This window comes from uncultured Zhongshania sp. (genome assembly GCF_963975605.1).
Lineage (GTDB): Bacteria > Pseudomonadota > Gammaproteobacteria > Pseudomonadales > Spongiibacteraceae > Spongiibacter > Spongiibacter aquimaris.
This window is the reverse complement of the sequence record NZ_CAXBHN010000001.1, coordinates 341717-366080: the sequence shown is the minus strand read 5'-3', so window position 1 is coordinate 366080 and position 24364 is coordinate 341717. Positions and strand designations below refer to the sequence as shown.

Genomic DNA, 24364 nt, shown 5'->3' with positions numbered 1-24364 from the left:
CATAATAGGTAAAATCCATGAGCTCATCACCGCTATTCGATACCCTGATAAAAGGCGCCAAGATTTTTAATAATGGGGAGCCCGCCATTATTGAAGACATCGCCATCGCCGCCGGCAAAATTGTCGCACGAGGTAAAGACTTAGCCGCAGACAATGCATCGCGCGTTATTGACGGCAAGGGCAAATGGCTAATGCCAGGTTTTTTTGACATCCACACCCACTACGACCTGGAGCTGGAATTTTCACCAGGCTTACCCGAATCACTTCGGCACGGCACAACTAGCGTGGTCATTGCGAACTGCAGTTTAGGTCTGGCCTTTGGCAACCAACGGAGCGGAGATATAGACCCGATTGTCGATTGCTTCGCTAGAGTTGAGAATTTACCCAAATCTTTTCTGCGCAGCTGCGCGGAAAAAGTTCATTGGGACTCGCCAAAGACATACTTGGAACACCTGGAAGAGCTTAACCTTGGCCCAAATGTCGTCGCCCTAATGCCCCACTCCATGTTGCGGATTGACGCCATGGGTTTCGACAACAGCATCAGCCGCGATCCCAACGACAGCGAACTAAAGACCATGCAAGCTAAGCTTAGCGACGCACTCAAACTTGGCTACGCGGGCTTCTCAACCGATGCGCTTCCCTTCCATTACCTGGCAAATCAACCTAATTGCGAGAAAACCATACCGACCCAATTTGCCAAATACGGTGAGATTAAAAAGCTTACCCAGGTTGTGCGCGACCACGGCGCGGTATGGCAGGCGACACCACCGAAGGACAGCGCCATTAACACCATCAAAACCTTTTTACTTACCAGCGGTAGATTACATAAAAAGCCCTTGCGAACTACCGTCGTTGCGGCCTTGGATGTTGCCAATAACTGGAGATTACTCCGTCTGGCCAAATTACTAGCGAAGATTTTAAATTCCAAATTTATTCAAGGCGACTTTCATTTACAGGCGCTTGGTGCGCCATTCAAAGTCTGGTCAGACGGCGCAGTCACACCGCTATCTGAAGAAATTCCGGAGCTACGGAGACTCAACGAAACGAATTTAGAAGATCGTCAAGCCAGACTTACTATTCTCAACGACCCTGAATATATAAGCGCTTTTCGTTCAATGTGGCTAAAAGGAAAGCAGGGCTGGGGCCTGGCAAAGTTAAAACGCAGATTAAATATTGAAGACTATGCCTTTAACCGCAAACTCAGCGATATGACCGTGGAACGCTGCCCCATTGATCACTGGGTTGGCCTAAATATGCAGTATGTACAGGATCGCATACTTGATATTAAACGCGGCAATATCCCCAGCGACATTAGTCAGCAGGAGCTGAGCATCATCAATAAGGACTTCTTTTGGATCAGTGATGAAGCCGACTTTATGCTGCAATTACTGCGAAGCTTTGACCTCGATTTGAGCTGGAGTACGGTCACCGCGAATCGCAACCCTGACACAATTCGCGAACTACTCATGAACCCGCTGCTGATGCCCGGTTTTAACGACTGCGGTGCGCACCTTACCAATATGGCATTTTATGATGTAAATCTGCGCAGCCTAAAGCTAGCATCAAGCGGCGGCGACAAAGATATTAGCTATATCGTAAAACGTTTGACGAAAGACGCCGCTGATTTATTTGGCGTTAAGGCGGGCACAATTAACGAAGGTGATGTCGCTGATTTGATCTTGATAGACCCTAAACAGCTAGCTAATTACGACGGGGAAGCCAATGTTATTCGTCAGCACCGCAATGAATACAATCACGAACAACTAGTTAATCGATCTGACGGCGTGGTACCACTGGTAATGATTGGCGGGAATATCGCGTGGGAAAACGACGCCTTTAGCACTGAACTTGAAACCAAGCCCATGGGGAGGCTGCTTAGAGCGTCTGCTGCTTAACTCGCGATACAGGGCATTAACTATCGCGAATAAACACCGCGTTACTCACACCGCGACACCGAAACCGCGATCGACTTAAACTGCGGTGTATGTGAACGCGGATCGGTTAATCGCGAACTCAATACATTTGCTTCAGGGTAATACGCAGCAATGCAGCCCTGCGGCAGATTAAATAACTTCACCTCAACACCACGCATTTCTCCGTAGTCAGAGCTGATATCGACCGTCGCGCCTTCACTCACCCCCAACTCCAGTGCGTCTTGCTGATTCAGCAATACCGTCCAACGATTTGTAACACCGCGATAACTGTCATTCTCTTCGTAGATAATGGAATTAAACTGGCCTTCGCTGCGGATGGTCATCATGGTAAAGGGGCGCTGAGACGACCCTGATTCGAACGCGCTCAGAGGAACCACAAAGCGGGCCTTTCCGTCGTCAGTATTAAACTCTGGCGTGTGCTTGAGCCGACCGTGTACATAGAATTCGCGTTTGGCCACGTCAATATCAGCCAATTCTTCCAAACCGGGAACGACCTTAGCGATGGCGTCACGAACATGCTGATGACGCTTAAATTCACTGAAATTAATTTTACTGGCCGGTATCAGTTTCGCGGCGATATCAGCAAGAATAGCCACCTCTGAACGAACCGATGCAATACGCTCAATACCACCATCACTTAAACGAACATAGTTAAACATCGATTCTTGCGTCGTTGGTTCTGGCTCTTCGTCCCGCGCGCAAACCGGTAGCACCAGCACCTCGCCGCTGTCGACGCCGGTGATATGGCCTCGGTTGAGGGTCGTGGTCAGGAAAATTTTCAGGCCAATATTATCCAGCGCCTTGGCAGCCCACTTACTGTCTGGCGTGGCTTCGTATAAATTTCCGCCAAGAATGAGAGCCGCATCTATACCTCCCTCATGAGCCCGCTCCAGCGACTCCAGCGTGTGCATGCCTTTCTTACTCGGCAAGCTCACCCCAAAGGTTGCTTCTATGCGCTCAAAGACTTCACTGGGCAGCACCGGCTTAACCCCAATCGTTCCTATGCCTTGCACATTGCTATGCCCGCGCAGTGGCAGCAGGCCGGCATTAGCCTTGCCGACCATACCGCGCAGTAAAGCGAGGTTGCTAATCCATTCAATATTGTCGACGCCATGACGATGGTGAGTCATACCCATACCCCACGCAAAAATCGCGCTCTGGGAATTGATATACATATCAGCGACCTGCAAAACCTGCTCTTTAGCAATACCGCAGCGATCTACCAATGTAGCCCAGGACTGAGATTCAACGTGACTTAAAAAATCCGTATAACCGCTGCAATGCTGCGCAATAAAGGCCTGCGCGCAGCCTCCCTCCTCAATCACCGCCTTGGCAATAGCCGTGAACAAAGCGATATCGCTGCCGATTTTTGGCTGCAAATAAATACTCGCTACTTCGTCCCCGCCCTTGATCATAGAGCTGATCATTTTAGGCGCAGCAAACTGCACCAAACCCGCCTCTCGCAGCGGATTGATCACGACTACCGTACCACCGCGACGGCGTAAGCCGATCAGTTTATGGAGTAGCCGCGGATGATTAGAGGCGGGATTTGCGCCGATCAAGAAAAACAAATCACAGTGGGCGATATCATCAAGCTCAACAGTGGCCGTACCGGTGCCAACCGTATTACCCAAGGCTTCGCCGGTCGCCTGGTGGCAGTAATAAGAGCAGTTGCTAATATTATTGGTGCCGTAAAGCCGCGCCATCAGCTGCAGAACAAAACCCGCCTCATTTGAAGAGCGGCCTGAGCTATAGAAAAAACTGCGGTCGGGATCTACCTTTGCCATACCCGCGGCGGCGTGATCCAGCGCCCAATCCCAGTCCACTTCGCGATAGTGTTGCTCGCCCGCCGCCTTGTAAATTGGCTTACCCAAGCGCCCCAAGTGTTCAAGTTGGAACGCGGACAGAGCCCGAAACTCATCTAGGCTATGTGAAAATATTTCAGGGGGAATGGGCTTTTGAATATCGGTGGATTGCGCTTGAACACTTTTATTACAAACCGAGGGGAATTCGTCCAGCTCATTAATCATACCTCCGCGCTGACCACCCATACCCAAGCCACACGCCTTGCAGGCATTGCTCGAATTTAAGGCTTTAGCCGAACTAAGTAGACCGATCTTATTCGCGGTCTTCAAGGTATAGAGAAGCTTCTTAGGCCCTCCTCCCACAATCGATTTCATTTCTGTCTCCAGCTAGCCGATACCGCTCTATAAGGTCCTCGGGTCTATTGCATGACAATACACAATAAATACGGCTTCAATTAACCAAGGATACTGCAGGAGGGGCACGGCTAAAATACTTTTCAATCGCAATCAGTGAATCACATAATTCTTAGCTTAGCGATTACGCATTGCAAGAGCCAAACTTGGCGATTCACCCATAGAATGAGCTTGTTGGTCTATTTAGAGTAAAAAACTGAGGCTGGCCACTTTTCGGTATAGCATCTTGTCGAGCGTGTAGACGCAGGCCGGTCTTGGTTGTGGACGCTCAATCATGACGGCATTTGAATCTATCAAGAAATTGTGACAAGACTGCAAGAGAAATAATATTTAATGTCGGGATTTACCGTTAAAAAAACGATTTACTTGGATTGGCTAGCCACCGGAAACCGATGCTTATACGTCTCCACACGATCTTCGAGCAGGATCTTAGAAAGGTACGCGGCAGTAATAGCTGAACCGAAATAAAAAGCCTGAATCCAAATTGGAGATTCAGAGATGTGGGTGTTCTTTGTGATGAACAATATGGCGCCTCGAATTGGTACATGAAATACATACAAGGCGTAACTGATAGATCCAAGGAAGAGCAATGGATTCGACGACAACACCTTATTGAGATGTGGCAGCCACCCTTCTACCAGTATCAATACAGTCGCGCCAAACAACAGATTGTAACCAAATAGAGAAAGACCATTTCGCCAGCCGGGAGAGCACAGCTCTAATGACAATGCATTCTGCGCAACGAGACTGAGCCCGATGATGATAACCATGGCTGTGTGCCAAGGAAGGATTTCGACTTGAAGAGAGTGAGAGGTAACTTCGTCGGCACTATTTTTAAAGCGATGTCGCTTGGCGTGCCAATAAAATGCCAGCGCAACACCAATGGACAAAGCATCAACTCTTGAAATCAAGAGCCAAAAGAATGCACCGCTGGAACGGTAGTACACGGCAACCGGGATCAGCATCAACATCACAACAAGGGCTACACGCAATCGTGTTTTAAATACGATAAGCAGCAGAGGCATGAGCAAGTAGAATTGTTCTTCGACAGCAATAGACCAACTATGGTGAAACCATAATATGAAGTTCTCTTCACCAGCATGAAGTCCTGGTGAGAAATAATGGTGGACATACTGCAGGAAGAACGGAGCGGATGCCGCGCCACTAAAATGATCAATTTCTCCGGTTAATAGAGCCCTCCCCGATGCGGCAAGTAAACACAATACTAGGGTGAGGTAGTAAACTGGCCAGATCCGAAGGACGCGGCGCATCATGAAATTACGCAGCGAGAAGACATCCCGCCTAAGCGCTTCGAGTATTATCCGAGTAATCAGGAAACCCGATAGCACGAAGAATAGATCAACGAAACGCCACATCCAATCCAAGGCAGGCCCGTAGTGTGCATGAAAAATCACCACTCCAAGTGCTGCTACCCCGCGCAAGCCGTCAAGCTGCAGGTCGCGCATTAGTTTATTCCTTATTATTGTTGAACTGCACCTAGAAATGACCCTCTATTTTCACGGTTTCTTGACCCGCCAGAAAACGTGAAACCTTTCGATATTATTGTATTTTTTACTCCGACGACGGGTCAACTCGAAATGCAAAAAATAAATCGAAGTGGTTAAAATTTCGATGCAATTCAAAATATTACGGCTTATTTCGTCTCAATTCGGCGAGACACTGGATTCCCTTTTGAATCTTCTATCCACACCGCGGCGCGGTCATCAAAGATTTCTCCTCTCACGAAATACTCTACCCCGCGGGCCAGGTTTACGGTGACATCGCCCTCTGCTTTATAACGATCATTAAACAGGGAGAAAAATGGCACTGTTAAGTAGTTAACTGCTCGAATGCGCAGGGTGTGTTCTCCTGCAGGCACAGTGTGACGTGCGGAACACGCGTTCACACCCACCTGCTCGCTACCACCGCCGTCGTAATGACAGCTTGAGCTAGCGTAAACGTCCCTGCCATCTACCATCGCCAACTCGTAGAAATAAATCCGAATGGCAGATTTTTTCCTGCTGGCATCGTTAATATAGGCGACTGGCCCAGCATAGCTCGCCTGTGTATTGGGAAGCTGTGAGCATGCCGTCATCAACAACACAGCAAGTGTGACAAGGATTAGTTTACGCATTTGCAGCTTTCCTCTAGAGACCTTTGCACGATAGTTATTTTACCCTCTGCCTTCGTCGCCTATAGCGCCTACTGTTGGCAAAATCGTACCCAAAGCACTCGCTCCGCTCGCGGGGCAGGCTCTACTCAGTCGGTCATTTATAACTATAAACTCCCTCATTTACCGTTCCCGCTGGTCACTCGCACAAGTGCGTGATCTCCGCTACGCTACGGTTCGTGCGCTTTTTTCTTGCCAGAGAACAAAATTCCGGCTCGTGCAAAGGTCTCTATTAATCTTTTTTGCGCGACTTTATATCGATAATAGCCTGAAAGCCGTCGCTGTTGTCGTTAATCGATATGCCCGATACGGAATACTTAGCGTCACTAATTATCATCCCAACGCCAGCGCGCACTCTAACCCTGCTGGTAATCGGCTTAGCTTGACTCGCAACATCTTTTGCCTTGATCTCATAATTATCAGAGATATCAATTCCGGTGCTACTGGCCACACCGGACATCACTTCTTCCAGCGCCTCTGAATCTATATAGCGGGATGATAAACTTTTAATCTCGCCGACCGACATCAGGTCTGAGGAGTTAATCTTCTCTGTAATTTCCTCGTTGAGCTCGGTGATTACTTGGGAATCTTCTATTTTAGACGTGACCCCCTTTAAAATAGATCCGCATATTTTTGCATAGGATTTCGAGCTTGCTCTTGGCGTCACCTTTAAAAAGGTATCCAGCCAGTATTTCGTTTTTTGACCAAGATTATCGACGACTAAAACACCCGCTGAACCCGGCAAAATTAGCGCGCCTTTTTGAATTTTATTCAGTGAGACACCTGATCGCTCAGACACCTCGAAAGTCCCTGAGTTTTCATTTATCTCTATAAAATTATCCTTGTTCTCCATTTTCATCACGGCGAGAACGGTCGACTCAATGCCATTCACCATAACGCCAGAATACAGCAAAAAAAGCAGATCACCTGACGAGATATTCTGATGGGTAGACACGGCATACAAATGCTTCGCCAACGCCTGGGTCTGGGCAATAAATTCGCCCTCTTCTCTGAACATTTTGCCGGAAATATTGGCAACGGCATTTAGGGAAATATCTGATTCATGAAAAAAGTCATATATGTTTTTCTGCTTTGAGAGCGGCAGTAAATAGTGATCTATAAATAGCTCACCCAATGATTCACTGACCGTAGATTCGCTCTCCGCCAAGCTAATCCCTTCGTCATGCGCTTTGCTGCCTACTCTATGTACCGCAACCTTCATTAGTCGCGCAGCACTTACATCTATCATACCCACTCCAATTCTTATAAATATATGAAGCCTATTTACTGCCAGCGTCAACCAGGCCCATTGATAATCTTTGCTTTGCGCAAGGAGGTAGAGACAATCGCGATTTAAGCCTAATCGGGCTTGCGATGCTCACAAAATACATAGCGGGCGCCATTGTGTCACAGCTACGAGCGCGAAAGGAATCAACTTATAGCTCGCTCTGAGAGTAGACAATAGCAAAGTCGATATAGAAGAAATGGGGACTCAGCGAGAAAACTCGGCCGCACTGCTCAAAGCAAGGCAGCAGACTAAATAGACGTTTGTATTTTTAAACAACACCCCTGGCGACAGGTCGATTTGGGGTGCTTTACATTAAACAAGGGCCACAATCAGCAGTGGCCTTATTTCATCTAAAACCGCCGACTCATAAACTCTCGCGGGGACTTTCCCGTCCTCGTCCCGACGCAAAACTATAGATCGACGCTGAAGATAGGTGCATCTGCTCAGACCAGTATCCCCAGCTCGCGACCCATACCGCTAAAGATAAGTTCTGTGCCTGCGACTAATTCATCTACCGGTTGCTTGAAGCCAGTCGCAATCCAGCCTTGGCACAAATGAATTATTGCCCCAACGGCACCTTTCGCCATCACAGCCAGCAAGGTATCACTGCATCCACTATCGGGTAAAAATGGCTTGGTGAACCCTACCAGCAATTCCACAAACTCGTTATAGCTTTTCCCATACATCTGACCCAGCTGACTCCGAACAGACATAGCCTCAATCATTATGAGCCGCGCCTTATCAGGGTTGTCTTTTACAAACCCAAATGCTTGCTGTAATCCGGCCCTCACCAGCTCGCGGGAATCATTTAGGTGAGGCCGTGTCGCCAGCATTATCGTACTCAGATATTCCTGCGTCACTGTCCGATAGGCCTCAACAAGCAACTGATCGCTGTTGGTGAAGGACTCATAAAAGTAACGCTTGGTCAGCCCTGCTTCATGGCAAACTGCATCGATACTCGTCGCGGCATAGCCTTCGCGACCAATGAGTTTGATACCAGCGGATAGTAGCTTTTTTCGGCGTTCTGCCTGGCGAGTACTCGCTGCCTTGCCGGCGTACTTACCGCTGCGCTGTGGTGTCGGCGCTGATTTTGTTGACATAGAACTCATGGCTACTTGCTCAAAGCTACATATTTGACACGAAGAAGTATCACATATATATTTGACACTGACTAGTGTCAGTTAATGACTGCACGATTATAAAAAAAACAGACACCAATATAGACCCAATACATATCCCGCAGGAGCACTGTCCGTGACATATCTATTAGCAAGCCACACTGTGGTTTGTCGTTTATATGCTCCCTTACATGGACTTAGCAGAGCCTGCGTGGCACTTTGCACCTGTCTGGCCATAATCTCCTGCGGCGGTGGCAATAAGCAAAGCAACACAAGCATTAACACCGCACTCCCCAGCGACACATCATTTGATTCTCTAGCGCGTTGCTCGACGGTAGATTCAATACCTGCGGGCCAGCACATGGTCACCAGCTGGCGCACTGCACCCACCGACGCCCTTATTACCCACCCTATTACCGCACTAACAGTTCGTCAGTTCTTTGCCCCACACTGGGATGGCGAAGTCATGCGGCTGCAACTGTCCAATCGCTACTCCAGCTTGCCTGTCACGTTGGAGAATATTCACATCGCAAAAGAAGTCGCACCCGGCGCCCCCGAGCTGATACCTGACAGCGAATGTCTGCTGACGGTGGGTGGCGAAAACCGTATCACCATTCCGGCGGGAGGATCGGTTGTCACCGACGCCATTGCTTATCCGATTCGCGCCTTTGAGCGTGTCGGCATCAGCTTTTACGCACCTGCAATCACGCTGCAGATCACACGCCACTTGGGCGCAGACGAAATCCTTTATATGAGCCTCCCCGGTGATCACAGCGCCGACCCGAGTGGCACTCTGTTTCAAGCAGTCCCCGACGGCTACGCCAGTAATTTTCTGGCCATCGAGGCTCTGGAAGTAGCCGCGGCGAAAAAGGTTACCACCCTAGTTGCGGTGGGCGACTCCATTACCGATGGCTCCGGCTCCACGACCGAGTTTCTGAGTGGCGAACCTGCCCGCATGACCTCGACCGACCAACGCTACCCCAACCACTTACAGCGCCGTATTCACGAAGCTGGCTTGCCAATATCTGTGGCCAATGCCGGCATAGGTGGCAATGAATTATTGAATGACGGCTGGCTGCCGCAATTTGGGGTAGCCATGCTTGACCGACTGGACTATGACGTCCTCGCCATTACCGGCGCGACCCATGTGCTTGCGATGATCGGCACCAATGACTTTGGCAACCCAAAACCGGGCGCGGCGCCCAGCCCGGAAGACATGATTGCCGGTTACATCGAGCTGATTGAAGACATCCATCGCGCTGGCATGAAGATCACCCTCGGCACCATCCCGCCAGCTGAAGGCGCGGTGACAGATAGCATGCCACTGATTGGCGACCTGCCCATCGGCATCGATGTGATGCACGGCACCGCTGAAGCCCGCGCCAGTCGTGATACCGTCAATTTATGGATACGCACACAAGAACTCAGCGACGGCATCGTCGATTTCGACGCCTGCCTCGAAGACCCTGAGAATCCCGGCTATCTCGCCGCTGAATACAATAGCGGCGATAACCTACACCCCAGCCCTGAAGGCTACGCCGCCATGGCGGAGTGCGTGAACCTCGACTTATTCCGCACCCCCGACAACGCATATTAAATACTGCAACGAGCCCATAAATGATGAAAACCATAGCCACGCACATCATCAAATACGCCGCATTCCTGCTGATCATGCTGACCACCGCCTGCGGCGGCAGCTCTGGCTCGAGTGCCAAGCAAGACACTGCCAATAGCGGCAGCGTTCAGGAAGGCAATGCACGCTTCACGGTTATTTCACCTACCCTAGTCCGCATGGAATATGCCGAGAACGGTCAGTTTGAAGACCGCCCCACACAGACTCTCGGCACACGCCCACCAGCCTCTGCTGACTACACAACGCGTGTCGAAGACGGCGTACGTATCGTCAAAACTAGCGCCCTGACCCTTCGCTACAAACAAAACACAGGCTCCTTCAAACCAAACAATCTCGCGATTGAAGTACTGCGCGGCAGTGACGTCATCGAAGTCCACCCCGACTGGTCATTCGCGCCTCAGCCCGGCAACCTCGGTGGCTGGCGTCGAGGCCTCGACAACGAAAAAGACCCGCAGGAATTGCACGAAGGCATACTGAGCCGCGAAGGCTGGTACCTACTTAACGACAGCAACACTGTATTGCTAACAGAGACAGCGCCCGGCTTTGAAGTTCGCCCCAATGATGGCGGCACTTATCAGGATGGCTACCTGTTCGGCTACGGTCTAGATTATGTGCAGGGTCTTAGCGACTTGCGCACCCTCACCGGTGCCGCCCCACTCTTGCCTAAGAAAGCACTAGGCGTTTGGTTTTCAAAATGGTGGGCCTACACCGATGCCGAATGGCGTACCGAAGTTGAATCCTTTTCCGCGTATGGCGTACCTCTGGATACTATTTCAATCGATACCGACTGGAAACGGGTACACCAGCCACTGGGCTGTCTGGTCTGGAACGTTGTGATTCAAGCGCCTATTAACGATGCCTGCTCTTGGAATGGCTGGGATTGGAACCGCAACATTTTCCCCGACCCAGATGGTTTCGTTAGCTGGCTGCACGAACGCGGTATTGATGTCGGCTTAAATGTTCATCCATCTATTGCTGGCTCCGACCCCGCCTACCCAGACACATTCGCCCAAACCGGCAAGCTGATGACCGATGATGCCGAACTACCCTGCAGCATCATTCAGGCTGACCCCTCAACACCCTGCTACATATTCGACTGGACCGAGGCTGAGCAACTCGACGCCTACTTTGATTTGCATGAGCCCATTGAAACCACCGGCATCGATTTCTGGTGGTTAGACTGGTGCTGCGAAGGTTCGCGTGCCCAGGCCCCAGGTCTTTCCGCCGACACCTGGATTAATGCCGCCTATGCCAAACAACATGAAGACATGGGTTCCCGATGGCCGGCCTTTTCCCGCATAGGCGGCTCATTCCAGAATGGTTTCGATGGCGTCGATAACAATGGTATAGGCGCATTTGCAGAGCATCGTTACAGCATTCACTTCACCGGCGACACATGCTCCACGTGGGAGCTTATGGCGGCCCAAGCTGCAATGACCGCAGCAGAAGGCAACATCGGCCTGCCCTATGTCTCACATGACATTGGTAGCTTTCTGGGCGAGCCCCTTCCTGGCAGTGACTGCACCAACAGGCTCAACACCGGACAGCATCTACCCGACGACATGTACGTGCGCTGGATACAGCTTGGTACATTCCAGCCCATCCTTCGCCTGCACTCTCACCACGGCGACCGCCTACCTTGGGAATATCCCGGTAAGGCCGAAACCGTAGCCAGCGACTTCCTGCGTCTGCGCGGCCAACTCGTGCCAATGCTCTACACACTCAGTCGCAAAGCGCATGACACGGGCCTACCAATGACACGCCCCCTGTACCTGCAATGGCCTGAAAGCGAAGAAGCCTATCAGTACAGCAGCCAATTCACTCTCGGCAACGACATGCTCATCGCCACGGTGGCAGCGCCCGGCGACCCAGCAATGATCGATGTGTGGATACCACCCGGCGAATGGGTCGATTTCTTCACTGGGGAAGAATTTACCGGCCCGCGAAAAATCAGCCGCAGCGTACCGCTTGAAGAATACGGCGTATTCATGCGCAAGGGCGCTATTCTGCCCATGCAGCCGCAGCTACCCACTAGCGCCCATGGCCCGCAAGACAATCTAATTATCAATGTCTGGCCAGGTGCCGACGGCAACTTCGAACTCTATGAAGATGAAGGGCGCGGCTTTGCCTATAAACAAGGTGCTTATCGCTGGACACCGATAACTTTATCGTCGTCAGCAAACGGTGCCTGTCACACACTCACTATCGGAGCGGCTCAGGGACAAAACTTTAACGGAGCGTTGAATTCACGCAGCTGGGAACTGCGCTTTAAGGGTATTGAAGAACCACAGACAGTCACAGTAAACGGCAGCGCGCCCACCTGGAGCTACCGCGCCGCCAGCCAGACTGTGACCATTGATGCTAACAACCTAAGCACAGGCAACCCTGTAACCGTGAATCTGGATACCGGAAGCTGTAACTAGCTTTAGCTTGAAACAAGATCCAGTGCCGCCCACTCTGGCGGCGCTGCAAGCTGTGAGTTTTAGTGGCTCAGGAGACGTCGTTGACCGGCGTATTAATAAGTCAGAATCCTAGCTAGCTCATCACCGTCAACAACAACCACGCGTTGTATGCCACAAATGACATCAGCAGGATGCCGCCCTTAAGCCGATTTAGCTGCCCCACCTTATGTAGGCTATAGGTCATGACTAGCAGCCCAACGGTCATCAACATCATGGTCGCCCAATCGCGGCTGATGATCTCGGCGGGGAATGCACTAACGGGATTTATCAAACCGGCAATGCCAATAACCGCCAATAGGTTAAACATATTTGAGCCCACCACATTGCCAATCGCAATATCGTGTTCGCCGCGACGAACAGCAATGATCGACGCAGCTAGCTCTGGTAGCGACGTACCAAAGGCCACAATCGTCAGACCAATAATTAAATCGCTTACCCCGAGCGCTTGGGCGACAGTGACCGCCCCCCACACCAGAATCCGTGAGCTGATAATCAGTGCAATTAACCCTAGCACCAACCAAAGCAAGGCTTTTTTAATTGGCATTGCATGAGCTGTTAGCAGCTGATCCGTTTCGACTTCTAAATTATCGCCTCGCGCCCGCAGGGCCATAAAAATGGTCCAGCCCACGAGCCCTACAAATCCGCCAAGCAGTAACAATGATTCAAAGCGACTTAGCGCGCCGTCCCACAGTATAAAGCCAACGACAGCGCCAATCAGCGTCAGTAATGGCAGCTCTTTGCGCACGATATTTGAGTGGACGCTGATCGGCGCTAGCACAGCGGTAATACCAAGAATAAGGCCGATATTCACTATGTTTGATCCGATCGCGTTGCCGAGCGCGAGGTCCGGATTGCCGTCTAGCGACGCCATGGCGGACACCACCATCTCAGGTGCTGATGTGCCGAAGCCGACAACCACCATACCAATGAGTAAGCTGGGCATACCGAGATGCTTAGCCGTAGCAGCGGCGCCCTCAACAAAACGGTTTGCGCTCCAAATAAGCAGCACAAATCCACCAATAATGGCCAATAGTGCAAGTGTCATCTTTTTTACTACCTATAAATAAATGTTAAATAATATTGAGTTGCTGAGGTATCTCGCCAGCGAACGTTGCCCGACTTATATAAAGCAAGCCAAATTCGTCGGCAGCATCTCATGTCGTTTGCGTAGAAATCCATCTAAATTTGGACCCGTATTTGCGCAATTCGCTTCTTAAAACGTTCAATACTAAGGAGTGTGCCGCACCGAATGTATCCGCGCAGCACACGTAGTAACTAAGGAATATGCGCTAAGGATTGACGAACGTCCTCGGCACTAGGCCGCAACTGCTTAAGACCTTTTCGTTCTCGTCCAATACCAAGAAAATACAAGATTGGCGACGCGATAAAAATTGATGAACTCGTGCCAATGATAATCCCGAACAACATAGGCTTGGCAAAACTGGACACCGCCTCGCCGCCCGCTACCGCCATTGGCAGTATCGCCAACAAGGTGGTTGCCGAGGTGAAGAGCGTCCGTGTCAGCGTGGCCGAAATACTATCATTGAGTACGTTTAGGAGAGAGGCATTCGGATCTGCGCGAAGTCCTTCACGCACGCGATCAAATACAACGACTTTGTCGTTAATCGAATAGCCTATCAGCGCGAGTAGCGCCGCCACTGCGGTTAAATTGAACTCCAAGCCCGTTAAGGCGAAAAAGCCGATGGTTTTGGTAATATCTAAACCAATGGTGGCGATGGCGGCGGCGGCAAAGTGCGACTCATAGCGAATCCACAGATACGCCAGCATACCGCCAGCGGCCAAAAGCACCGCGAGTATAGCGGCGTCGGCAAAGCCACCACTGATTTTAGGACCGACCATATCCACCCGTGGAAATGTCGCAGATGGGTCTTCACTGAGAATTGATTTTTTTAACAAATCAATCTCGTTGGCATTTAGCTGCGTGTCACCGTTGTGTGCTGGCAGCCGAACTAAAAACTGCCCCTTGTCGCCAAACTCCTGGATCGCCGCGCGATCAAAATCATGGGCCAGTAAATTGCTCCGCATAGCCTGCACAGACAGTTGCTCGGTTTTCACATTCACCAAGGTGCCGCCAGTGAAGTCGACCCCATAGTTTAAACCCACCCCAAAAAACAGCGCCACCGAGCTCAGCGACAGTATCGCCGACAGCGCCAAGCCCAAAAAGCGCCCACCCATAAAGTTAGTCTTGCGCTTGCTAAGCCGATCCAAGCTCGCAAATCCAGAGAAGGAAAGGATCTCTCTTTGCCGGTTTCGTATATGCCATTGAATCAATACCCGAGTAACCGCGATAGACGTAAACATGGATGTCAGCAAGCCGATGGCGATCGTCACCGCAAAGCCACGTATTGGCCCGTTACCAAACATGAACAGCAAACCCACCGCGATGAGGGTGGTTACGTTGGCATCGATAATCGTTGCGTAAGCTTTATCAAAGCCCGCGCTAATTGCTGCCATGGCCCGTTTGCCGCGTGCCGACTCCTCTCGGATTCGTTCATTAATTAGGATGTTAGCGTCAACGGCCATACCAATCGTGAGAATAATACCCGCGATACCGGGCAGTGTGAGGGTCGCCTTGAATAGACTTAATAGGCCAAAGATCAAGCCAATATTAATGGTCAAGCTCGAGCAGGCAATTAAACCCCAGCCGCGGTAAATTACGGTCATGAATATCAACACCAAGGCCGCGCCGAACACGCCGGTAAACAAGCCCATTTGAATAGCATCGCTACCAAGGTCCGGTCCAACAGTGCGCTCCTCAACAACGGTTAAGGGCGCAGGCAACGCACCGGCGCGAAGCAGCAGGGCGAGATTGCTCGCCTCAACGGAGCTAAAGTTCCCAGTGATTTCACCCCTGCCGCCGGCAATGACGCTCTGAATTACCGGCGCGGTAATCACATCATTATCAAGAACGATGGCCAGAGCCCTACCAATATTGGCGCGGGTCATTTCGCCAAACTGCTTGGCGCCAACGTCGTCGAGCGAGAATGTGACCACCGGCTCGCCGGTGTTTTGGTGAAAGCCCAAACTAGCATCGCTGATATGCTCCCCTTTCATGGCGACCCGTTTCTCTAGGGTATAGTTTTGCAGGTCTTTGCTGCTCGGGACCGATACCGTGGGCGTTGCGGCCTGAGGTCGAGCCACCCAATGAAAAGACATCTGCGCCGTCGTACCAAGCAACTGGCGGATATAAGCGGGATCGCTCACACCCGGCATTTGAATCAATATGCCATCGTCACCTTGCCTGCTAATACTCGGCTCAACCAAACCGCTTTCATTTAGCCGCCTACGAACCACTTCAAGACTGCGGTCTATCGCGTCTTTCTTTATCTGGCTTATGTATTCATCCGTGAGTGAGATGCTGAGGGTGTTTTCAGTGCTAGACACCTTAAACATTCTCAGGCCCTCGGTGGTTCTATTGTTCGTCGCTGCCAGCGCTGCCGCCTGCTCACGCTTGTCTGCGTTGCGCAAGGTAATATGCCAGCTTGCGCCTTCCGTGTTCGGCTTTGCGTAGGCAATGTTATTCTCTCGAAGCTGGAGTAATACCTGCTCCGATACACGTTCCAGTGCACCATCGATAAGTGGCGCAGTATCTGCGCTCATCAGCAGATGTGAGCCGCCCTGAAGATCCAGGCCAAGCTTCAATGTGTTTTGAGTAAACCACGCAGGTAAGTTTGTCTGTGTGTGCCCATTCAAAAAGTTTGGCACCGCGCAGGACAAACCAAGAAGTATAAGCAGCAAGTAAATCACCGCCCGTTTTGAGAAGAGTCTCATGAATAATCCTTCCAAATTAATGAAATAAAAATATCGTTACAGATAAATGAGGAGGATTAGTTAAGCGGTGGTGCGCGCAATGGTGGCCGCAGGTGAAACGCAGCCTGCAGCGTAGGAAGCCAGCTACTAGCCGTTTTCAGCAGACCAAGGAATTGCCAATGACACTTGACGCTGACAAAGGCATTTATTGTTGGCGTATCTAAGAGATGATCACTGTCATCGCGCTCAAACAGAAGAGCGGAGCTACTGCCACTTGAAAAAACAAAGACTTGCGCCGAATCTGCGGTATTAACATGCTCGCCGGTGTCCAGCACAGCGGCTTGTAAATTAACCCCGGTGGCGAGCATACCAACAAGTGCAAAAAGCCAAACCAGCATCTTCGGCGCCGAGCGCTTATCCAGTTTTGTACTTATTGGGGGCTTAAACATGATGGCTATATACAGTGTCTGCAGTTCGCGGATTATTGGGGCGAATCAAGCGTTAATCAAGCACCGTTTCTAGCTATATAGTGCCAAGCGTCAAAATTCACATTCGCGGTGGCCTGGTGCGGGGCAACAGGCCTCTGTGACATTTGCCATTTACTGCCCTGGAATTATCTGATTCCGACTTTTCGACGTATCTATTTAGTCAACGGTTTAGCGTTGCGGCGGCAGCAGAGCTCCCGAACAAATCCAGGGAATCCAATGTCGTTCTTTATGAGGATAATGCTTAGAAGTATAGAGAGCATAATTTGATCGACGAGACGCGGTTAAAAAATACGCGTTTTGGTGTCAGTGGCACTGCCGCGACTGTCGCCAACTTAGCAGCGATAGTCGCGTGGATGCCAATTTAGAAAGCTGCATTGAGAACTTACTCTAGCAGCGGTAGTTATTTGTCTATTAACTGAGGGATGTGATGAATATATTAATAACCGGTGGTACTGGCTTAATCGGATCGGCGTTTATTGAAAGCGCTAAGGATTGCCAATTCACCGTGCTCACCAGGTCGACTGCGGGAGCAAAATCGACATTGCCCTCCTCGGTTACCTGCATTGAATCCCTGTCAACGCTTCCACATCTCAATGAATTTGATGCGGTAATAAACCTAGCGGGGGAACCCATTGTTGATAAGCGATGGCGTGATGAGCAAAAGGATATTATCTGTCAGAGTCGCTGGGAGATAACTCAACAATTGGTAGATTTGTTTGCCAAAAGCGCGACGCCACCGTCGGTGTTTTTAAGTGGCTCGGCAATTGGCGTGTATGGCAATCGCGGAGATGAGTCCTTAACGGAAAAATCATCGGTATCCGAAAGGGATTTCCCAACACGCCTGTGTATACGCTGGGAAAGTATTGCGCGGCAAGCCGAACCGTACACACGGGTAGTGTTATTGAGGACAGGTATTGTTTTAGCGAAGCAGGGTGGCGCATTAGCAAAAATGCTATTGCCATTTAAACTTTGTCTTGGCGGCCCTATAGGCAGTGGCCAGCAATACATGGCGTGGATTCACTACCGCGATCATATTGCCGCGATGCACTTCCTGTTAAAGGACAAAGGCATTTCCGGCCCGGTTAATTTGGTGGCTCCAAACGCGGAGAAAAACAAGGAATTTACTCAGACACTTGCGAAATCCCTGCGCCGTATAGCAATTTTTCCGATGCCACGGTTTGTCTTACACGCCTTACTCGGTGAGTCATCTAGCTTGTTATTAGATAGCCAGAAAGTAGTGCCGCAGACCTTGTTGAATAGAGGGTTTAGCTTTGAGTTTAGTAAATTAAAGTCCGCCTTGATCAATTTACTTAATTAAGTACGTATCTAAGACCGTCGGTTATGGACGAACACGCAATTACAAAATTCTAGAGCAATTACTGGGGCGATTATGGGCACTACAAGAACGAGATTACCGTGCAGGGGATGCTTGCAGAGCTGCAAGAATATAACTATTTGCGAGGGCAAACCTTGGCGGCTAGGCGAAAAGACTGGCGCTGATAAAATTGCGAGTATGAAATTGGCGGGGTTGAAAGTCGAAAAATAGCGACTTGTTAAATATTGCGGTCGCCAATGAGCAGAAAAATTTGCTCGTCGTTGATGCCATCCTGAACCAGTCAAAGGAAAAAAGGCCTAAAGTAGGCTAACTAGCCATTTCGGCTGATTTTCCATTTAATTTATATAAGCGTCTGCGCACAAAATGGGCGCAGAGCGGCCCAAGGCGGTCACAGAAAGAAACTAGAGACGAAAAAAAAGCGCTGCACATTTGCAACGCTTTGATTTTCTTCGGAATTTGATGGTGCCGTGATGGATTCGAACCCCAATTGGTTAAAAGACATTTCCTAATATTACAATTTAATCCATATAAATACTATTATAATCATAAGTCATTGTTTTTACTACTATATAAATATTATTACATCAATATAAATAGTAGTTTTATTATATTATTGAATTTTAATAGCCTTAAATACGCTACATTAATTATTATTGTAATTTACCTCTTCTCTCGATAAGTTAGTGAACTTATACATTATTTCACCAACTGATCAGACGAAGGAGACATTGAACAATGTCGAGAGGCGGAGAGCTTGCTGAAGAAGAATCAAGCGAACTGCCCCCCATCTCCGACCTCGGTGTCCCGGGAGTGAGGTGGGATGAGTCGATTCATTCGAAATTCGCCGTCAATGTCGCCGAAGAAATTTTAGCCACCGCCCAGGCGTTTTCCGACCAGCTAGATGCCGACGAATTAGAGTCAGCCATCGAACTTTCCAGAGCAATAGCAGCTACTTATGACCCAAACGCAACTCTGATTTCTAAAGATCGGGCCGGCGCCCACTCCCAAGTGTCGTACGCAAAAAAAGCTCCGATTTTTGTTGCGATGGACCCCGATCCCACACGAAATGATGACGTAGCTGTTGAGCTCGAACGAACAGTGCGGCTTATGCTTCTGCTGCATGTTTTGGGACGAATCCAATTACCTAAGAATGTCATAGTTGAAGCTTCCGAGTTTTGTCGCCTCTTTCGGCATCGACCCTCTGTACTTCTCACTGAGACAGGCACGTACCCCCAGGGCGAAATTGAGATGGCGCTTTCGTCATTTATACGGGATCGTGACTGGGAGGGCCTAATCAAAGGCATCTCACGGATACAGCTAACCGTCAGAACCGAATATCCAAATAAAATTGATGACGCCGATACTGGATTAACGGGGTTTGAGCGTGATTTAGATCGTTTTAGTAATTTGATGAAGTATTTCAGATCAAAAGAAATGAGCGAGGAAATCGTTAAGCAGCGCCGCCGAAAGAGAAAATTAGTACAAGCTATTTCTGCACCGTTAAATTCGGGCTCCCCACACTCAGGATTAATACCGCCCCTAGCTGGAACAGATCTCGATCCTCCGGTGAATCTCTGTGTACTTGACGAAAACGAAACCCGTGTACCAAGAGCCAAGAACAAGGTAGTTAAAAGCTTAGCCCTATTCAGCTCTGCTATGAGGATAAATAGCCTGTGGAGCGGACACTCCATTCAAGCCTTACTCCCAGATCAAGGGAAAGCTTGCATGTATTATATTATTTACGTGTACCAGCCTGATTCGCTAGCTGGAAAAATCGCACAAATTCTATGGGTATTATCTGGCGCATCAACGCTACGTTTCGATAATTTACTAGTTGGATGCGGAGCCCAGCTCCCTCTTACCTCAAGACCAAAGCCAGACGTGTCCGTAAGTGTTCGCGGCAACACAATCACTATCGAATTCGATCCTCCGGCGGAAGTTAATTTTGAGGCAATCAAACCTGAGATTGCTCACCTTTATTCCGGCACTAGCCAGAAGGTTTCGCTACAAATTGAGTTACCTGGGTCATTAGACCTTGCATGCCTAAGCCAACTCCAAGGAATCCGCTCCTTAGACGACGCGTTACGCAAAGCTGTGACCACGGCGAAAGGCGAAATTGAAGATAAAGTACGTGAGTTCTGCGATTACTTTCACGAAAACTCGTTTAGAGCTGGGTTGTATCAAAGCGCTTTCGGGCTATGCCACGACATCCCTTTATGCCAGCTTCTGACCGGCGATCAAAACGGTCTTTCCAATGCCGCCCTACACTACACTGCATACCCAATGTCCGCGGTCCAGTCAATCCTCAACCAAGCACTAGCGGCACAGTACCCAGGAATATTTTACTCATCGAATTCCAACAACCTAGAGCAAGAGTCAACTTGGATTGGCGCACCGACCTCGACATTCAGTTTTTCCGCCTATCAATTAGTTACGAAGTCGCTATACGATGAACGCTGTATCGGTGATCCGGATGGCCCCGAAATCGATCAACTAATAAGAGACCACAACGCAAGAGTGGAATATCTGGGCTGGTTACTTTTGGTTGTGACGGGGAATCGAAACCAAAAGGACTTCCCTAAATTGCGCCTAGCGCAAATTTCCTTTGCGCTCAAATGCCTTCTTTTTTACGACAAAGGCTCCGACCCAACGTTGTTTCGGCGAATTTGCTTCCTACCAGATTATGTTATCAATGAGTTACTGACCTATATTGCCCACATACGTCGCCTGAGTTCGCGGTTAGCCAAATTCAGATCAGCTACTGATCTCCTAGCTATTGGAGAATATCTTCGAGAAGCAAGTAAAGGCGACCGCCCGCTACTTGTACTCATCCAACATCACGGAGAACAGGTTCCAAGAGCGAAACTAGCTCATAGACTAAGCCATACCAAGTTTGGCTATCGCTGCAGAAAATGGGATGGGCGAGCTTTTATAAAGTCGCGATTTGGGGATGGGGTTCAGGGTGATCTGCCGCGACACATGATGGCGACCCAAATGCGCTATCGCACACAATGCTCTGCTTCGCTAATCGAAATTCAGATTGGGCACGGTATTGGCTACGACGTGTTTGGCGATAACAGCATTGTGTCATTGACTGAGCTGGCCAGAGATCTGGATCCGCATCTGACCGACTACCTTAAGCTTTGCGGTTTCGACACTATCGAAGAACACTCAATGTCAACGAAGCATAGCTGGGATGTCGTGCCTGTGGAAAATTGGCACCAACTTGCTGCGAAAATAAGCAAGAGCCTGAGAGAAGACACTGAGCGTACTAAGAATATGTATGGCTCGGACCTAGCGATTGATGCGACCACCAGCAGAGAAGTCATCGAAAAAGGTATTTGCCTTGCCTGCGGTGCGGATAATTGGTCAGCCCTACCTATTAAATTCCATCTGGATGAAGCTCAGTGCAAGCGCATCTATCGTGATGTGCTTGTGAATCTTCCAACCAATTATGTAACAGGCCTGCTTTCGGCAACTCATCTTCTCGAAAGAAAAATCAAATCACTCAAATTCAGCCATCAATGGGTGGTAGAGTTTCCGCCAAGACTGTTCTGGGACTTTGGACAGCCGATACCGCTCACAGAATTCCATTTACATTCTCATGAGCTGCTTCAGCAATTACGCAAAACGGTTGCAAAGCAACGTCCAGCGGAAATCCCTCCAGACAGCGTGTTTGACTATCACGCATTCCTGTTACTCGTATTTGGCGGAACGTCGACATGGAACGAAGCATTTGAGGTCCTAAGGTGCGCAAAAGACCACCGTCAAACTTCCCCTGACGGGGAAGCACTTCTTGTTGAAATGCAGGAGCCGGTAAGGGAGTCCAGGACGTTAACAGGAATTGGCATGGCTGTCATCAAACTGCTGATAAAACGCCGCGGCATTAACCGTCAACCTACGATCCAGCCAAGTCGACTTAACGCCAAATTCAATTGAATCAGAGGTCTCCGGCTCTAAACTAATAAACGAGCGCTCCCTCGCACTAGGCGTCACGCTAAAATCACCCACCGCGGAAATACCAGGGCGCCAAGAACTGCCCGCCGTCGCGTACGCCATCAACTCATCGGTAAATTGGTGGCGATAAGACAGTAGATAAATAGTCTCTGCCCAATCCTCATCAAAGTTAGACACTCTATTCGTCACGCCTTGCGAAGTCACGTCTACGGTAGATGTGGTTTCATACATAATACGTCGCAGCCCCAGCGAGAGTTCGTCCATTTCGCTATGGTCCCATGTCACGTTAGCGAACACAGACTTTTCTTTAGATGCCGTTTCCGACTTAATGGGCGTCAACGTTATACCGGCAAACGTCGCAGGGTTTAGAATCTGAGCAAATAACGCGGTGGGATTAAGAATATTGTTTTCTGAGCTATTGTCCTGAATTAAGAAACCAGCTATGACATTAAATTTACCCGCCAGCGGCTCATTCGAGGCCACGCGAACCTCATGACTTCTACCACTTGTTTCAGTCGAAAGCTGTTGCCCAATATTATCAAGCGCAGGATTATTGTAGCTCGCGTCAAAGAAATCGCCGAGATCGCCACTTTCATACGGCGTCTTCCGCTTAACCATCATATCGGTTTTCGATCCGGAATAATTTAAGGTAAATTCGCCGAGATCAAGTGCTATCTCAACTCCGGTGCGCTCGATATCTTGGCTGCTTTTCTCAGCATAATTGGTTACCGCTAAACGGTCACCACTGCGGATAGTTCTTGGACTCGCCGCCAGTGACGGCTCAGCAATATTGGCGGACTCCATTTGAAACAAAGTCTTGCGATCCGGCGAAATTTTCTGATGCATTAAATTGATGGATAAGACATCGGTGGGTTCAATACGGAACGATGCGCGATAGCCTTCACCTGTATATTCAGATCGGTCGGTGCTATTAATACTGCGCACGCCATTGCCATCATTTTCCTCGTAAAATCCTGCAAAACGCATTGCCACTTTGTCTTCGACCAGCGGAATATTAATCGCTGCCTTCGCATTTCCGCCACCATTGCTAGACGAGGTTAAATCAACATAGCCACCCAAATCTTGAAGATCAGGTCTCTTAGTTGTAATCGTAATTGCACCAGACGGCGACGCGCGCCCGCGCAATGTACCCTGAGGGCCACGTAGCACTTCAATTTGGCCGATATCAAATAACGCCTGTATAGCTGCCAACGAAACAATGGGGGCATCGTTCATATAAAATTCGACAGTGGGATTAAAGCCACTAGCGAAGGTATCAAAGCGAACGCCGCGCAATGACGAATTTGGCGCAATTGAATCTTCTTCCAAGGTTAAACCCGCAACGACCGATTGCATGTCTTCTAATTTTCGAATATTTAATTTATCAATACTTTCAGATGTCACCACAGCGACACTGACAGGTACCTCTTGAAGTGACTCGTCACGGCGTCTAGCAGTAACTAACACTTCTTCGATTGCGAACTCCTTACCTTCACTGACAGGTTCCGCAGCAAGACCAATATTGGAAGTAGCGACGATAAAGGGAACCAGTAAAAGTCCTCCTAATCGGCTGTTCGAATTCGTTCTAGCATGTCGCATCTCTTGCAGCATGGACTTTATCTTTGGTTTTGGCACTTGCATATATCTCTCCTGAGGTTTATCTAATACTTATTATTTAGTTACTCGGCCTTAAGCTTCGCCAAGTAGATACGCAACAGAACAAGCACGCACAATTAGCGCGCCACACCACAAAATATGACTCACACTAGTTCACAACTACCATATTTTGGATTTAAATTTATTCTAAGAGGATCTTTTTCAGAGTAAATATTGAAATCGAACTAAGTAGATGAAAGCCGTTTACCGTGGACTTCCTCTGCACTCTTATTATCACACTTCGCCCGCCAGCTTCCCATCACTTTAATCAACAGTGGTGTTCATGAAGATATCACCAATATTTGATGCGCGCAAGCACGGGAATTATAGGT

The 24364-nt window shown here is 49.4% G+C and carries 14 protein-coding genes; 5 read left to right on the top strand and 9 right to left on the bottom strand.

Features of this window, described 5'->3' with window-relative positions:
• Positions 1 to 17: 17 nt before the first annotated feature.
• Positions 18 to 1895, top strand: a complete 1878-nt coding sequence (locus AAC007_RS01555; RefSeq protein ID WP_339674302.1) for an N-acyl-D-glutamate deacylase — start codon at positions 18 to 20, stop codon at positions 1893 to 1895.
• 41 nt (positions 1896 to 1936) lie between these two features.
• Here the strand turns inward: AAC007_RS01555 and AAC007_RS01550 are convergent, their stop codons facing one another.
• From AAC007_RS01550 to AAC007_RS01530, 5 genes are all read right to left on the bottom strand, one after another.
• Positions 1937 to 4114 (bottom strand): FdhF/YdeP family oxidoreductase, encoded by a 2178-nt coding sequence (locus AAC007_RS01550; RefSeq protein ID WP_339674301.1) that lies wholly within the window; start codon positions 4112 to 4114, stop codon positions 1937 to 1939.
• Positions 4115 to 4515: 401 nt separating this feature from the next.
• Positions 4516 to 5619, bottom strand: a complete 1104-nt coding sequence (locus AAC007_RS01545; RefSeq protein ID WP_339674299.1) for an acyltransferase — start codon at positions 5617 to 5619, stop codon at positions 4516 to 4518.
• Between the two features lie 188 nt (positions 5620 to 5807).
• Positions 5808 to 6287 (bottom strand): hypothetical protein, encoded by a 480-nt coding sequence (locus AAC007_RS01540; RefSeq protein ID WP_339674297.1) that lies wholly within the window; start codon positions 6285 to 6287, stop codon positions 5808 to 5810.
• A gap of 268 nt (positions 6288 to 6555) precedes the next feature.
• A complete protein-coding gene (locus AAC007_RS01535; protein ID WP_339674296.1) occupies positions 6556 to 7572 on the bottom strand; it encodes a nucleoid-associated protein in 1017 nt (338 codons plus the stop codon).
• A 482-nt stretch (positions 7573 to 8054) separates the two neighbouring features.
• Entirely contained in the window at positions 8055 to 8720 is a 666-nt protein-coding gene (locus AAC007_RS01530; RefSeq protein WP_295877387.1) for a TetR/AcrR family transcriptional regulator, read from the bottom strand.
• Between the two features lie 145 nt (positions 8721 to 8865).
• On the opposite strand from AAC007_RS01530, the gene AAC007_RS01525 reads away from it, so the two are divergent.
• A complete protein-coding gene (locus tag AAC007_RS01525; RefSeq protein ID WP_339674293.1) occupies positions 8866 to 10326 on the top strand; it encodes a GDSL-type esterase/lipase family protein in 1461 nt (486 codons plus the stop codon).
• 20 nt (positions 10327 to 10346) lie between these two features.
• Positions 10347 to 12785 (top strand): TIM-barrel domain-containing protein, encoded by a 2439-nt coding sequence (locus AAC007_RS01520; protein ID WP_339674292.1) that lies wholly within the window; start codon positions 10347 to 10349, stop codon positions 12783 to 12785.
• A 112-nt stretch (positions 12786 to 12897) separates the two neighbouring features.
• Here AAC007_RS01520 and AAC007_RS01515 read toward each other — a convergent pair whose 3' ends face one another.
• The 3 genes from AAC007_RS01515 to AAC007_RS01505 form a co-directional block, all read right to left on the bottom strand.
• Positions 12898 to 13869 (bottom strand): calcium/sodium antiporter, encoded by a 972-nt coding sequence (locus tag AAC007_RS01515; protein WP_339674291.1) that lies wholly within the window; start codon positions 13867 to 13869, stop codon positions 12898 to 12900.
• A 230-nt stretch (positions 13870 to 14099) separates the two neighbouring features.
• Positions 14100 to 16616 carry a protein translocase subunit SecD gene (gene secD / locus AAC007_RS01510; protein WP_339674290.1) on the bottom strand — a complete coding sequence of 839 codons (2517 nt, stop codon included), beginning with the start codon at positions 16614 to 16616 and terminating at the stop codon, positions 14100 to 14102.
• A 56-nt stretch (positions 16617 to 16672) separates the two neighbouring features.
• The gene (locus AAC007_RS01505; RefSeq protein ID WP_339674289.1) at positions 16673 to 16993 is read right to left on the bottom strand and encodes a hypothetical protein; all 321 of its coding nucleotides are present in this window, start codon (positions 16991 to 16993) and stop codon (positions 16673 to 16675) included.
• 517 nt (positions 16994 to 17510) lie between these two features.
• On the opposite strand from AAC007_RS01505, the gene AAC007_RS01500 reads away from it, so the two are divergent.
• Together AAC007_RS01500 and AAC007_RS01495 are read left to right on the top strand one after the other, a co-directional pair.
• On the top strand, positions 17511 to 18401 hold the full coding sequence (locus tag AAC007_RS01500) for a TIGR01777 family oxidoreductase (protein ID WP_339674287.1): 891 nt from the start codon (positions 17511 to 17513) through the stop codon (positions 18399 to 18401).
• A gap of 753 nt (positions 18402 to 19154) precedes the next feature.
• Positions 19155 to 22358, top strand: a complete 3204-nt coding sequence (locus AAC007_RS01495; protein WP_339674286.1) for a hypothetical protein — start codon at positions 19155 to 19157, stop codon at positions 22356 to 22358.
• Here the strand turns inward: AAC007_RS01495 and AAC007_RS01490 are convergent.
• A complete protein-coding gene (locus tag AAC007_RS01490) occupies positions 22254 to 24017 on the bottom strand; it encodes a TonB-dependent receptor (protein ID WP_339674284.1) in 1764 nt (587 codons plus the stop codon). The genes AAC007_RS01495 and AAC007_RS01490 overlap by 105 nt on opposite strands.
• Positions 24018 to 24364: the final 347 nt, after the last annotated feature.

What these genes read in the sequence shown, in the direction of transcription:
- AAC007_RS01555 (WP_339674302.1), top strand. Translation starts at nt 18, where the DNA reads ATGAGCTCATCACCGCTATTCGATACCCTGATAAAAGGCGCCAAGATT.
- AAC007_RS01550 (WP_339674301.1), bottom strand. Translation starts at nt 4,114, where the DNA reads ATGAAATCGATTGTGGGAGGAGGGCCTAAGAAGCTTCTCTATACCTTG.
- AAC007_RS01545 (WP_339674299.1), bottom strand. Translation starts at nt 5,619, where the DNA reads ATGCGCGACCTGCAGCTTGACGGCTTGCGCGGGGTAGCAGCACTTGGA.
- AAC007_RS01540 (WP_339674297.1), bottom strand. Translation starts at nt 6,287, where the DNA reads ATGCGTAAACTAATCCTTGTCACACTTGCTGTGTTGTTGATGACGGCA.
- AAC007_RS01535 (WP_339674296.1), bottom strand. Translation starts at nt 7,572, where the DNA reads ATGATAGATGTAAGTGCTGCGCGACTAATGAAGGTTGCGGTACATAGA.
- AAC007_RS01530 (WP_295877387.1), bottom strand. Translation starts at nt 8,720, where the DNA reads ATGAGTTCTATGTCAACAAAATCAGCGCCGACACCACAGCGCAGCGGT.
- AAC007_RS01520 (WP_339674292.1), top strand. Translation starts at nt 10,347, where the DNA reads ATGATGAAAACCATAGCCACGCACATCATCAAATACGCCGCATTCCTG.
- AAC007_RS01515 (WP_339674291.1), bottom strand. Translation starts at nt 13,869, where the DNA reads ATGACACTTGCACTATTGGCCATTATTGGTGGATTTGTGCTGCTTATT.
- secD (WP_339674290.1), bottom strand. Translation starts at nt 16,616, where the DNA reads ATGAGACTCTTCTCAAAACGGGCGGTGATTTACTTGCTGCTTATACTT.
- AAC007_RS01505 (WP_339674289.1), bottom strand. Translation starts at nt 16,993, where the DNA reads ATGCTGGTTTGGCTTTTTGCACTTGTTGGTATGCTCGCCACCGGGGTT.
- AAC007_RS01500 (WP_339674287.1), top strand. Translation starts at nt 17,511, where the DNA reads ATGAATATATTAATAACCGGTGGTACTGGCTTAATCGGATCGGCGTTT.
- AAC007_RS01495 (WP_339674286.1), top strand. Translation starts at nt 19,155, where the DNA reads ATGTCGAGAGGCGGAGAGCTTGCTGAAGAAGAATCAAGCGAACTGCCC.
- AAC007_RS01490 (WP_339674284.1), bottom strand. Translation starts at nt 24,017, where the DNA reads ATGCAAGTGCCAAAACCAAAGATAAAGTCCATGCTGCAAGAGATGCGA.